The organism is Staphylococcus sp. FSL W8-0305, from assembly GCF_037966415.1.
Classification (GTDB): Bacteria; Bacillota; Bacilli; order Staphylococcales; family Staphylococcaceae; genus Staphylococcus; species Staphylococcus aureus.
In genome coordinates, this window is the sequence record NZ_CP150198.1 from 2658436 (window position 1) to 2670736 (window position 12301).

The following is a 12301-nucleotide window of genomic DNA, read 5'->3' on the forward strand; positions in this document are numbered from 1 at the left end:
TAAGTGCATAGCTTTTTGCTTTGTATTATGATAAATAAGAAAGGCGTGATTAAGTTGGATACTAAAATTTGGGATGTTAGAGAATATAATGAAGATTTACAGCAATATCCTAAAATTAATGAAATAAAAGACATTGTTTTAAACGGTGGTTTAATAGGTTTACCAACTGAAACAGTTTATGGACTTGCAGCAAATGCGACAGATGAAGAAGCTGTAGCTAAAATATATGAAGCTAAAGGCCGTCCATCTGACAATCCGCTTATTGTTCATATACACAGTAAAGGTCAATTAAAAGATTTTACATATACTTTGGATCCACGCGTAGAAAAGTTAATGCAGGCATTCTGGCCGGGCCCTATTTCGTTTATATTGCCGTTAAAGCCAGGCTATCTATGTCGAAAAGTTTCTGGAGGTTTATCATCAGTTGCTGTTAGAATGCCAAGCCATTCTGTAGGTAGACAATTATTACAAATCATAAATGAACCTCTAGCTGCTCCAAGTGCTAATTTAAGTGGTAGACCTTCACCAACAACTTTCAATCATGTATATCAAGATTTGAATGGACGTATCGATGGTATTGTTCAAGCTGAACAAAGTGAAGAAGGATTAGAAAGTACGGTTTTAGATTGCACATCTTTTCCTTATAAAATTGCAAGACCTGGTTCTATAACAGCAGCAATGATAACAGAAATACTTCCGAATAGTATCGCCCATGCTGATTATAATGATACTGAACAGCCAATTGCACCAGGTATGAAGTATAAGCATTACTCACCCAATACACCACTTACAATTATTACAGATATCGAGAGCAAAATTGGAAATGACGGTAAAGATTGGTCTTCTATAGCTTTTATTGTGCCGAGTAATAAGGTGGCGTTTATACCAAGTGAAGCGCAATTCATTCAATTATGTCAGGATGACAATGATGTTAAACAAGCAAGTCATAATCTTTATGATGTGTTACATTCACTTGATGAAAATGAAAATATTTCAGCGGCGTATATATACGGCTTTGAGCTGAATGATAATACAGAAGCAATTATGAATCGCATGTTAAAAGCTGCAGGTAATCACATTATTAAAGGATGTGAACTATGAAGATTTTATTCGTTTGTACAGGTAACACATGTCGTAGCCCATTAGCGGAAAGTATTGCAAAAGAGGTTATGCCAAATCATCAATTTGAATCAAGAGGTATATTCGCTGTGAACAATCAAGGTGTTTCGAATTATGTTGAAGACTTAGTTGAAGAACATCATTTAGCTGAAACGACCTTATCGCAACAATTTACTGAAGCAGATTTGAAAGCAGATATTATTTTGACTATGTCGTATTCGCACAAAGAATTAATAGAGGCACACTTTGGTTTGCAAAATCATGTTTTCACATTGCATGAATATGTAAAAGAAGCAGGAGAAGTTATAGATCCATACGGCGGTACAAAAGAAATGTATGTACATACCTATGAAGAACTTGTAAGTTTAATTTTAAAATTAAAAGATATTATTTGCTAGTAGGAATTCTGTATAATTAGTATATGTTAACAGTTAAATAAGTTATAATAGAGGAGTGTAGCACTTTGCTATATTCCTTTTTTATTTTTAGGAAGGGTGGGCTTTTATGAAAGATTTGACAATGTTATTACACGAATTAAAAGATATGTCCTTTTTTAATAAAGGAGATATATGTTTAATTGGATGTTCAACATCGGAAGTCATTGGCGAAAAAATAGGGACTGTCGGTTCGATGGAAGTTGCAGAAACTATTTTTAATGCATTAGATGTTGTGAGTAAAGAGACAGGCGTTACTTTTGCTTTTCAAGGATGTGAACATATCAACAGAGCGATAACAATAGAAAAATCTCAGTTTAATCCATTAACAATGGAAGAAGTTTCCGTCGTTCCAGATGTACATGCTGGAGGGAGTTTGGCAACATACGCTTTTCAGCATATGAAGGATCCAATCGTGGTCGAACATATTACTGTTCCTTGTGGAATTGATATTGGTCAAACGTTAATAGGCATGCATATTAAACATGTATGTGTACCTGTAAGGACTTCAGTAAAGCAAGTAGGACAGGCAATTGTAACTATTGCCACATCTAGGCCGAAAAAGATTGGTGGCGAACGTGCTAAATACCAATAAGTTTTTTTGAAAGAAGGGGAGATTTTATGTCTTATATCACCAAGCAAGATAAAGTTATCGCAGAAGCAATCGAGAGAGAATTTCAGAGACAAAATAGCAACATAGAGTTAATCGCATCGGAAAATTTTGTATCGGAAGCGGTTATGGAAGCACAAGGTTCAGTGTTGACTAATAAGTATGCTGAAGGCTATCCAGGACGCCGATATTATGGTGGCTGTGAGTTTGTAGATGTTACTGAAAGCATCGCAATTGATCGTGCTAAAGCGTTGTTTGGAGCTGAACATGTCAATGTTCAACCACATTCAGGTTCACAAGCGAACATGGCTGTTTACTTAGTTGCATTAGAAATGGGCGACACAGTTTTAGGTATGAATTTGAGTCATGGTGGTCACTTGACACATGGAGCGCCTGTTAATTTTAGTGGTAAATTCTACAATTTCGTTGAATATGGAGTAGATAAAGACACAGAACGAATCAATTATGATGAAGTTCGTAAATTAGCGTTAGAGCATAAGCCTAAGCTTATTGTGGCAGGAGCATCAGCATATTCAAGAACAATTGATTTCAAAAAGTTTAAAGAAATCGCAGATGAAGTAAACGCTAAGTTAATGGTAGACATGGCACATATTGCAGGATTAGTAGCGGCAGGTTTACATCCAAATCCAGTAGAATATGCTGATTTTGTAACAACTACAACACACAAAACATTACGCGGACCACGTGGTGGTATGATTTTATGTAAGGAAGAATATAAAAAAGACATAGATAAAACAATTTTCCCTGGTATTCAAGGTGGACCTCTTGAGCATGTTATTGCAGCAAAAGCAGTTGCTTTTGGAGAAGCGTTAGAAAATAATTTCAAAACGTATCAACAACAAGTGGTTAAAAACGCAAAAGTTCTTGCAGAAGCATTAATTAATGAAGGATTTAGAATTGTTTCTGGTGGTACAGATAATCACTTAGTAGCTGTTGATGTAAAAGGGTCTATAGGACTTACTGGTAAAGAAGCTGAAGAGACTTTAGATTCAGTTGGTATCACATGTAACAAAAATACCATTCCGTTCGATCAAGAAAAACCTTTTGTAACGAGTGGTATACGTTTAGGTACACCTGCTGCAACAACGCGTGGATTTGATGAAAAGGCTTTTGAGGAAGTTGCAAAAATCATCAGTTTAGCATTGAAAAATAGTAAAGATGAAGAAAAATTACAACAAGCTAAAGAACGCGTTGCGAAATTAACAGCTGAATATCCTCTATATCAATAAACATACACAAAGATAGGAGTAATTTTTATGAGTAAAGTACACGTTTTCGATCATCCATTAATTCAACACAAACTAAGCTATATTAGAGACGTAAATACAGGTACTAAAGAATTTAGAGAACTTGTAGACGAAGTTGGTATGTTGATGGCATATGAAGTAACTAGAGACTTAGAGCTTCAGGATGTTGATATTGAAACGCCTGTAACTAAAATGACGGCTAAACGATTAGCTGGTAAAAAATTAGCTATCGTTCCAATTTTAAGAGCTGGTTTAGGTATGACTGATGGTATTTTAAGTTTAGTACCTGCAGCGAGAGTTGGACATATCGGTTTGTATCGAGATCCCGAAACATTAAAGGCTGTAGAGTATTTTGCTAAGTTACCTCAAGATATTACTGAAAGACAAATCATTGTTGTTGATCCTATGTTAGCAACAGGCGCATCAGCAATTGAAGCTATTACTTCATTGAAGAAACGTGGCGCTAAAAATATTCGCTTCATGTGTTTAATTGCAGCACCAGAAGGCGTAGAAAAGATGCATGAAGCACATCCAGATGTAGATATTTATATTGCTGCACTTGATGAAAAGCTAAATGACAAAGCATATATCACACCAGGGTTAGGTGACGCTGGAGATAGATTGTTTGGTACTAAATAGAAGAATCGGAGATAAGTAGTTTGATGAAAAAGATTATGACCATATTTGGAACAAGACCCGAAGCCATAAAGATGGCTCCTTTAGTTAAAGCTTTGGAACAAGAAAAAATGCTCGAGCCAATTGTTGTTGTTACAGCACAGCATAGAGAAATGCTTGATTCAGTATTAAGTACCTTTGAAATCAAACCAAAATACGATTTGAATATTATGAAATCAGGACAGACACTTTCTGAGATAACTTCTAAATCAATCACTCAATTAGAACAAGTGATTCAATTAGAAAAACCAGACATGGTACTTGTACATGGTGATACGATGACGACATTTGCAGGTGGTTTAGCGGCATTTTATAACCAAGTGCCGATTGGACACGTTGAAGCAGGGCTTAGAAGTTATGATAAATATTCACCTTTTCCAGAAGAGGTGAATAGACAATTAGTTGGTGTATTAGCTGACTTACATTTTGCACCTACTAAAAATGCTGCATCGCATTTGTTAAATGAAGGGAAATATTCAGAAAGTGTTGTTGTCACTGGTAATACAGCGATTGATGCTATGAAATATACAGTTGATGACAATTATAAATCTAACATCATGGATAAATACCATGACAAAAAGTTCATTCTTATGACAGCACACCGTCGTGAAAATTTAGGTCAACCTATGGAAAATATATTTAAAGCAGTTAGACGCTTGATAGATGAGTACACCGATTTAGCGTTAGTATATCCAATGCATAAAAATCCAAAAGTCCGAGATGTGGCTCATAAGATTTTAGGGGGGCATGACAGAATTGAATTGATTGAACCCTTAGATGTAATAGACTTCCATAATTTTGCTAAACAATCCTATTTTATTTTGACGGATTCGGGAGGCATACAGGAAGAGGCGCCATCTTTTAATAAGCCTGTCCTAGTATTGCGAAGCGTTACAGAACGACCTGAAGGTGTTGATGCTGGTACGTTGAAAGTTGTTGATACGCATGAACAAGACGTATATCAAGCTGCAAAAGAATTAATCGATGATGAGAGATTATATCATCAAATGTCTGAAGCATCTAATCCTTACGGTGATGGATTTGCTTCAGAAAGAATAGTTAATCATATTAAGTATTATTTGAATTTAATCACTGAAAAACCAAGCGATTTCAATTAAAAAAGACTTTTTGTCTAAATGTGTCTAAATTGTGTCTGAACATGCTTATTTTTTTACAACAATTTGAATAGAATTGACACCACAAATCGCCTATATTATCATTTAGTTTGTATGAGTGGAACGGTTTTCATGATTGATATCAGTCACACGGAGGCATATAAAATGAGTCGTTTCTACAACATTTTTAAACAGTACATTCAATATTATTTGTATTTATTAATAATATTGGGAGGATTATACCTTTTTACACACCATGCATTTATCTTAGGATTAATCATTGGTGTTACTGGTTCTGCAATCAATACTGTTATATTTGAGAGCTACTTAGCCAAAGCTAAAAGACCAGACACTATGCATATTTCAACTGGAAATATGTGGCGATACTTAGTTGCAATTATTGCCTGTATGATTTGGTACTTTAATAAATCGCATGTAAGTATAATCGGTATAATTATTGGTTTAATGATTTCATATGTTGTAGTTATCATACGTCCTTTACTAAAGGTGAGCAAATAAATTAAGAAAGAGGTGAGATTATGGATCACAAATCCCCGCTCGTGAGTTGGAATTTATTCGGTTTTGATATCGTTTTCAATTTATCAAGTATATTGATGATACTTGTTACGGCGTTTCTTGTTTTTCTACTTGCTATCATTTGTACGCGTAATTTGAAAAAAAGACCAACTGGCAAACAAAATTTCGTTGAATGGATTTTTGATTTCGTGAGGGGAATCATTGAAGGTAACATGGCTTGGAAAAAAGGTGGTCAATTCCACTTCTTAGCAGTAACGCTGATTCTGTACATTTTTATAGCTAATATGTTAGGTCTTCCGTTTTCAATAGTAACGAAAGATCACACATTGTGGTGGAAATCACCAACAGCTGATGCAACAGTGACTTTAACGTTGTCTACAACGATAATACTGTTAACTCACTTTTATGGAATTAAAATGCGTGGTACGAAACAATATCTTAAAGGTTATGTACAGCCGTTTTGGCCATTGGCAATTATTAATGTTTTTGAAGAGTTCACTTCAACATTAACGCTTGGTCTGCGTTTGTACGGTAACATATTTGCAGGTGAGATACTATTAACATTACTTGCTGGCTTATTCTTTAACGAACCAGCATGGGGTTGGATTATTAGTATCCCAGGATTAATTGTTTGGCAAGCATTTTCAATATTTGTAGGAACAATCCAAGCATATATCTTTATTATGCTTTCGATGGTTTATATGTCACATAAAGTGGCAGATGAACACTAAAAATTTCAATAATTATATACAATCACAGGAGGAAATTAAATTATGAATTTAATCGCAGCAGCAATCGCAATTGGTTTATCAGCATTAGGAGCAGGTATCGGTAACGGTTTAATCGTTTCAAGAACAGTTGAAGGTGTAGCACGTCAACCAGAAGCACGTGGTCAATTAATGGGTATCATGTTCATTGGTGTAGGTTTAGTTGAGGCATTACCTATCATCGGTGTAGTAATTGCATTCATGACATTTGCTGGATAATTAACAGATAAAAGAGGTCGGGACAAAGCGCATAGGACATAATTCATGATGCCATATATAGTAATATCTTTGAACTTTATTAAATAGTTGAGATATGAACGCACCATGCCTATCGCATAAATTCAGTAGGTCCTAACCTCGTCGTTTTTTTCTATATAACACTAGCGATTATTTTAATGAAAGGAGTGTCATGAACCCGTGACTGAAACAGCTAACTTATTCTTTCTTGGTGCAGCTGGAGGCGTTGAGTGGGGTACTGTGATTGTACAGGTCCTAACTTTCATCGTATTACTTGCGTTACTTAAAAAGTTCGCATGGGGTCCATTGAAAGATGTAATGGATAAACGTGAAAGAGATATTAACAGAGATATCGATGACGCAGAACAAGCTAAGTTAAATGCACAGAAACTTGAAGAAGAAAATAAACAAAAACTTAAAGAAACACAAGAAGAAGTTCAAAAGATTTTAGAAGATGCTAAGGTTCAAGCACGTCAACAGCAAGAACAAATTATTCATGAAGCAAACGTACGTGCAAACGGTATGATTGAAACAGCACAAAGTGAAATCAATAGCCAAAAAGAACGTGCCATTGCAGATATTAATAATCAAGTATCTGAACTATCAGTGTTAATTGCTTCTAAAGTTCTTAGAAAAGAAATTTCTGAACAAGACCAAAAAGCATTGGTTGACAAGTATCTAAAAGAGGCAGGCGATAAATAATGGTAAAAGTAGCTAACAAGTATGCTAAAGCATTATTTGACGTGTCATTAGATACAAATAATTTAGAAACTATTAATGAAGAATTAACAGTTATAAACGAAGCAGTAAAAGATAAAATTGAGCAATTGAAAATGGTTGACAGTAATCCAACTCAAACAGCAGAACAACGTCGTGAGTTGATTAATGGTGTATTTACTGACATTAATCCATACATTAAAAATATGATGTACGTGTTAGCAGATAATAGACATATCTCATTAATAGCTGACGTATTCAAGGCGTTCCAAAGCTTATATAACGGACACTACAATCAAGATTTTGCAACAATTGAGTCAACATATGAATTGAGTCAAGAAGAGTTAGTTAAGATTGTCAAACTAGTAACTCAACAAACGAAGTTATCTAAAGTTATTGTAGATACAAAAATTAATCCAGATTTAATTGGTGGATTTAGAGTTAAAGTCGGCACAACTGTATTAGATGGTAGTGTTAGAAATGATCTTGTCCAATTACAAAGAAAATTTAGAAGAGTTAATTAATTATAAAGAGGAGTGACATAGATGGCCATAAAAGCTGAAGAAATCAGTGCATTACTTCGCTCACAAATTGAAAATTATGAGTCAGAAATGTCCGTAACTGATGTAGGTACTGTATTACAAATTGGTGATGGTATTGCATTAATTCACGGATTAAATGACGTTATGGCTGGTGAGCTAGTAGAATTCCATAACGGCGTACTTGGTTTAGCCCAAAACCTTGAAGAGTCAAACGTGGGTGTGGTTATTTTAGGACCATACACAGGTATTACTGAAGGTGACGAAGTTAAACGTACTGGTCGTATCATGGAAGTACCAGTAGGTGAAGAACTAATCGGAAGAGTTGTTAATCCATTAGGACAACCTATTGATGGACAAGGACCGATTAACACAACTAAAACACGTCCAGTAGAGAAAAAAGCTACTGGTGTAATGGATCGTAAATCAGTAGATGAGCCATTACAAACAGGTATCAAAGCAATTGATGCTTTAGTACCAATTGGTAGAGGTCAACGTGAGTTAATCATCGGTGACCGTCAAACAGGTAAAACAACAATTGCAATTGACACAATTTTGAACCAAAAAGATCAAGGTACGATTTGTATCTATGTTGCTATTGGTCAAAAAGATTCAACAGTAAGAGCAAATGTTGAAAAGTTAAGACAAGCAGGCGCTTTAGACTACACTATTGTTGTAGCAGCATCAGCTTCTGAACCTTCTCCATTATTATATATTGCACCATATTCAGGTGTAACAATGGGTGAAGAATTCATGTTTAACGGTAAACACGTTTTAATCGTATATGATGATTTAACTAAACAAGCAGCAGCTTATCGTGAGTTATCATTATTATTACGTAGACCTCCAGGTCGTGAAGCATACCCAGGTGACGTATTCTACTTACATAGTAGATTATTAGAAAGAGCAGCAAAATTAAACGATGACTTAGGTGGCGGTTCAATTACTGCATTACCAATTATCGAAACACAAGCGGGTGATATTTCAGCTTATGTACCAACAAACGTTATTTCAATTACAGATGGACAAATCTTCTTACAATCTGATTTATTCTTCTCAGGTGTAAGACCAGCGATTAATGCCGGACAATCTGTATCTCGTGTTGGTGGATCTGCACAAATTAAAGCAATGAAGAAAGTTGCTGGTACGTTACGTCTTGACTTAGCGTCATATAGAGAACTTGAATCATTTGCACAATTCGGTTCAGACCTTGATGAATTTACTGCAAGTAAATTAGAACGTGGTAAACGTACTGTTGAAGTCTTAAAACAAGATCAAAACAAACCATTACCAGTTGAACACCAAGTGTTGATTATTTATGCATTAACAAAAGGATATTTAGATGATATTCCAGTTGTAGATATCACACGTTTTGAAGACGAGTTAAACCACTGGGCAGAATCAAATGCTACTGAACTGTTAAATGAAATCAGAGAAACTGGTGGCTTACCAGATGCTGAGAAGTTTGACACAGCAATTAACGAATTCAAAAAAAGCTTTAGCAAATCTGAATAATAAACAAGTTTAGTATAAGGTGGTGAGATAGTGGCTTCTCTTAAAGAAATAGATACTCGAATAAAATCAACCAAAAAAATGAAGCAGATTACGAAAGCGATGAACATGGTATCAAGTTCAAAACTTCGTAGAGCTGAAAAAAATACAAAACAATTCACACCATATATGGATAAAATGCAAGATGCAATTACTGCAGTTGCAGGGGCAAGTAGCAATACAAACCATCCAATGCTAAGACCTCGTAAAATTACTAGAAGTGGATATTTAGTTATCACGAGTGATAAAGGTTTAGCAGGTGCATATAGTGCAAACGTGCTTAAAAAATTGATTACTGATATTGAAGCGAAACATCAAGATAGTAGCGAATACAGTATTGTAGTTTTAGGGCAACAAGGTGTTGATTTCCTAAAAAATAGAGGTTATGACATTGAGTATTCTCAAGTAGACGTACCTGATCAACCTTCTTTCAAATCTGTTCAAGCACTAGCTAACCATGCTATAGACTTATACAGTGAAGAAGAAATTGATGAATTAAATATATACTATAGTCATTATGTCAGCGTTCTTGAAAACAAGCCTACATCTAGACAAGTATTACCATTATCTCAAGAGGATTCTAGTAAGGGACATGGTCATTTGTCTTCTTATGAATTTGAGCCAGATAAAGAATCTATCTTAAGTGTAATCTTGCCTCAATATGTTGAGAGTTTGATTTACGGAACAATATTAGACGCAAAAGCAAGTGAGCATGCAACACGTATGACTGCGATGAAAAATGCCACTGATAATGCAACTGAACTTATTGATGACTTATCATTAGAATATAACAGAGCGAGACAAGCAGAAATTACGCAACAAATTACTGAAATTGTTGGTGGTTCCGCAGCGCTTGAATAATATTTAAAGGAGGAAAATAGCATGGGAATTGGCCGTGTAACTCAAGTTATGGGTCCTGTAATTGATGTTCGATTTGAACATAACGAAGTTCCTAAAATTAATAACGCCTTGGTTATTGATGTGCCTAAAGAAGAAGGTACAATACAACTAACATTAGAAGTTGCGCTGCAATTAGGTGACGACGTTGTTCGTACAATTGCGATGGATTCAACTGATGGTGTCCAAAGAGGCATGGATGTAAAAGATACAGGCAAAGAAATTAGTGTACCTGTTGGTGATGAAACATTAGGTCGTGTATTTAATGTACTAGGTGAAACAATTGACCTTAAAGAAGAAATTAGTGATTCTGTTCGCCGCGATCCTATCCATCGTCAAGCACCAGCATTCGATGAACTTTCAACAGAAGTTCAAATTTTAGAAACAGGTATTAAAGTAGTAGATTTACTAGCACCTTATATTAAAGGTGGTAAAATCGGATTGTTCGGTGGTGCCGGTGTAGGTAAAACAGTATTAATCCAAGAATTAATTAACAACATCGCTCAAGAGCACGGTGGTATTTCTGTATTCGCCGGTGTAGGTGAACGTACTCGTGAAGGTAACGATTTATACTTCGAAATGAGTGATAGTGGTGTAATTAAGAAAACAGCCATGGTATTCGGGCAAATGAATGAGCCACCTGGTGCACGTATGCGTGTTGCATTATCTGGTTTAACAATGGCTGAATATTTCCGTGACGAACAAGGTCAAGACGTATTATTATTCATCGATAACATTTTCAGATTTACACAAGCTGGTTCTGAGGTATCTGCATTATTAGGTCGTATGCCTTCTGCAGTAGGTTACCAACCAACACTTGCTACTGAAATGGGACAATTACAAGAACGTATTACGTCTACAACAAAAGGATCAGTAACTTCTATTCAAGCGGTATTCGTACCTGCCGATGACTATACTGACCCAGCGCCAGCGACAGCGTTTGCCCATTTAGATGCAACTACAAACTTAGAACGTAAATTAACTGAAATGGGTATTTATCCAGCCGTGGATCCATTAGCGTCTACATCAAGAGCATTGGAACCATCAATTGTAGGTCAAGAACATTATGAAGTAGCTCGTGATGTACAATCAACACTTCAAAAATACCGTGAATTACAAGATATCATTGCTATCTTAGGTATGGACGAATTATCTGATGAAGATAAACAAACAGTTGAACGCGCACGTAGAATTCAATTCTTCTTATCTCAAAACTTCCACGTAGCGGAACAATTTACTGGTCAAAAAGGTTCTTATGTACCTGTTAAGACAACAGTTGCAAACTTTAAAGATATCTTAGATGGTAAATATGACCATATTCCAGAAGATGCATTCCGTTTAGTTGGTAGCATGGATGATGTTATTGCAAAAGCTAAAGATATGGGTGTTGAAGTATAACAATTAGGAGGAATGGATAATGAATACATTAAACCTAGATATTGTCACTCCTAATGGTTCTGTTTACAATCGTGATAATGTTGAACTCGTTGTTATGCAAACAACAGCTGGTGAGATAGGTGTCATGAGTGGACATATTCCAACTGTAGCTGCTTTAAAAACAGGCTTTGTAAAAGTGAAATTTCACGATGGAACTGAATATATTGCTGTAAGCGATGGCTTTGTTGAAGTTAGAAAAGATAAAGTTTCAATCATTGTTCAGACTGCAGAAACTGCAAGAGAAATTGATGTTGAAAGAGCTAAATTAGCTAAAGCAAGAGCAGAGTCTCACTTGGAAAATGATGACGACAATACTGATATTCATAGAGCCGAAAGAGCTTTAGAGAGAGCAAATAACCGTTTGCGTGTGGCTGAATTAAAATAGTAAATAAAGGGTC

15 protein-coding genes are annotated in these 12301 nt (G+C 35.5%); all 15 read left to right on the forward strand.

Going from position 1 to position 12301, the window contains the following annotated elements; all coding sequences use genetic code 11:
- Window positions 1–54 precede the first annotated feature (54 nt).
- The 15 genes from NST10_RS12960 (at window position 55) to NST10_RS13030 (ending at window position 12288) form a co-directional block, all read left to right on the forward strand.
- On the forward strand, window positions 55–1101 hold the full coding sequence (locus NST10_RS12960) for an L-threonylcarbamoyladenylate synthase (RefSeq protein WP_000379892.1): 1047 nt from the start codon (window positions 55–57) through the stop codon (window positions 1099–1101).
- Window positions 1098–1517, forward strand: coding sequence for a low molecular weight protein arginine phosphatase (locus NST10_RS12965; protein ID WP_000697334.1), 420 nt, complete (start codon window positions 1098–1100; stop codon window positions 1515–1517). Before NST10_RS12960 ends, NST10_RS12965 begins: the two co-directional genes overlap by 4 nt.
- A 106-nt stretch (window positions 1518–1623) precedes the next feature.
- The gene (locus tag NST10_RS12970) at window positions 1624–2148 is read left to right on the forward strand and encodes a TIGR01440 family protein (RefSeq protein ID WP_000654191.1); all 525 of its coding nucleotides are present in this window, start codon (window positions 1624–1626) and stop codon (window positions 2146–2148) included.
- Between the two features lie 26 nt (window positions 2149–2174).
- Complete coding sequence (gene glyA / locus NST10_RS12975; RefSeq protein WP_000120494.1) at window positions 2175–3413, forward strand: serine hydroxymethyltransferase; 1239 nt, start codon at window positions 2175–2177, stop codon at window positions 3411–3413.
- Between the two features lie 27 nt (window positions 3414–3440).
- Window positions 3441–4070 (forward strand): uracil phosphoribosyltransferase, encoded by a 630-nt coding sequence (gene upp / locus NST10_RS12980; protein WP_000048712.1) that lies wholly within the window; start codon window positions 3441–3443, stop codon window positions 4068–4070.
- 23 nt (window positions 4071–4093) lie between these two features.
- Window positions 4094–5224 carry a UDP-N-acetylglucosamine 2-epimerase (non-hydrolyzing) gene (gene wecB, locus NST10_RS12985; RefSeq protein ID WP_339212094.1) on the forward strand — a complete coding sequence of 377 codons (1131 nt, stop codon included), beginning with the start codon at window positions 4094–4096 and terminating at the stop codon, window positions 5222–5224.
- A 63-nt stretch (window positions 5225–5287) separates the two neighbouring features.
- Window positions 5288–5740, forward strand: a complete 453-nt coding sequence (locus tag NST10_RS12990; RefSeq protein ID WP_001801518.1) for an ATP synthase subunit I — start codon at window positions 5288–5290, stop codon at window positions 5738–5740.
- Window positions 5741–5760: 20 nt separating this feature from the next.
- Entirely contained in the window at window positions 5761–6489 is a 729-nt protein-coding gene (gene atpB, locus NST10_RS12995; RefSeq protein ID WP_000349655.1) for a F0F1 ATP synthase subunit A, read from the forward strand.
- 42 nt (window positions 6490–6531) lie between these two features.
- Complete coding sequence (atpE, locus tag NST10_RS13000; RefSeq protein WP_001048816.1) at window positions 6532–6744, forward strand: F0F1 ATP synthase subunit C; 213 nt, start codon at window positions 6532–6534, stop codon at window positions 6742–6744.
- A 198-nt stretch (window positions 6745–6942) separates the two neighbouring features.
- On the forward strand, window positions 6943–7464 hold the full coding sequence (locus NST10_RS13005) for a F0F1 ATP synthase subunit B (RefSeq protein ID WP_000140675.1): 522 nt from the start codon (window positions 6943–6945) through the stop codon (window positions 7462–7464).
- Window positions 7464–8003: a F0F1 ATP synthase subunit delta gene (locus tag NST10_RS13010; protein WP_000241346.1), complete on the forward strand. Its 540-nt coding sequence runs from the start codon at window positions 7464–7466 to the stop codon at window positions 8001–8003. The genes NST10_RS13005 and NST10_RS13010 overlap by 1 nt, the downstream gene beginning before the upstream one ends.
- Before the next feature lie 21 nt (window positions 8004–8024).
- Window positions 8025–9533, forward strand: a complete 1509-nt coding sequence (gene atpA, locus NST10_RS13015; RefSeq protein WP_000974881.1) for a F0F1 ATP synthase subunit alpha — start codon at window positions 8025–8027, stop codon at window positions 9531–9533.
- 30 nt (window positions 9534–9563) lie between these two features.
- A complete protein-coding gene (gene atpG, locus NST10_RS13020; protein ID WP_000157603.1) occupies window positions 9564–10430 on the forward strand; it encodes an ATP synthase F1 subunit gamma in 867 nt (288 codons plus the stop codon).
- Between the two features lie 21 nt (window positions 10431–10451).
- Window positions 10452–11864 carry a F0F1 ATP synthase subunit beta gene (gene atpD / locus NST10_RS13025; protein WP_000511135.1) on the forward strand — a complete coding sequence of 471 codons (1413 nt, stop codon included), beginning with the start codon at window positions 10452–10454 and terminating at the stop codon, window positions 11862–11864.
- Window positions 11865–11883: 19 nt separating this feature from the next.
- Entirely contained in the window at window positions 11884–12288 is a 405-nt protein-coding gene (locus NST10_RS13030) for a F0F1 ATP synthase subunit epsilon (RefSeq protein WP_001094394.1), read from the forward strand.
- Window positions 12289–12301 lie beyond the last annotated feature (13 nt).

Coding starts and splice junctions, on each gene's coding strand:
- NST10_RS12965 (WP_000697334.1), top strand. CDS start 1,098: ATGAAGATTTTATTCGTTTGTACAGGTAACACATGTCGTAGCCCATTA.
- NST10_RS12970 (WP_000654191.1), top strand. CDS start 1,624: ATGAAAGATTTGACAATGTTATTACACGAATTAAAAGATATGTCCTTT.
- glyA (WP_000120494.1), top strand. CDS start 2,175: ATGTCTTATATCACCAAGCAAGATAAAGTTATCGCAGAAGCAATCGAG.
- upp (WP_000048712.1), top strand. CDS start 3,441: ATGAGTAAAGTACACGTTTTCGATCATCCATTAATTCAACACAAACTA.
- wecB (WP_339212094.1), top strand. CDS start 4,094: ATGAAAAAGATTATGACCATATTTGGAACAAGACCCGAAGCCATAAAG.
- atpB (WP_000349655.1), top strand. CDS start 5,761: ATGGATCACAAATCCCCGCTCGTGAGTTGGAATTTATTCGGTTTTGAT.
- atpE (WP_001048816.1), top strand. CDS start 6,532: ATGAATTTAATCGCAGCAGCAATCGCAATTGGTTTATCAGCATTAGGA.
- NST10_RS13010 (WP_000241346.1), top strand. CDS start 7,464: ATGGTAAAAGTAGCTAACAAGTATGCTAAAGCATTATTTGACGTGTCA.
- atpA (WP_000974881.1), top strand. CDS start 8,025: ATGGCCATAAAAGCTGAAGAAATCAGTGCATTACTTCGCTCACAAATT.
- atpD (WP_000511135.1), top strand. CDS start 10,452: ATGGGAATTGGCCGTGTAACTCAAGTTATGGGTCCTGTAATTGATGTT.
- NST10_RS13030 (WP_001094394.1), top strand. CDS start 11,884: ATGAATACATTAAACCTAGATATTGTCACTCCTAATGGTTCTGTTTAC.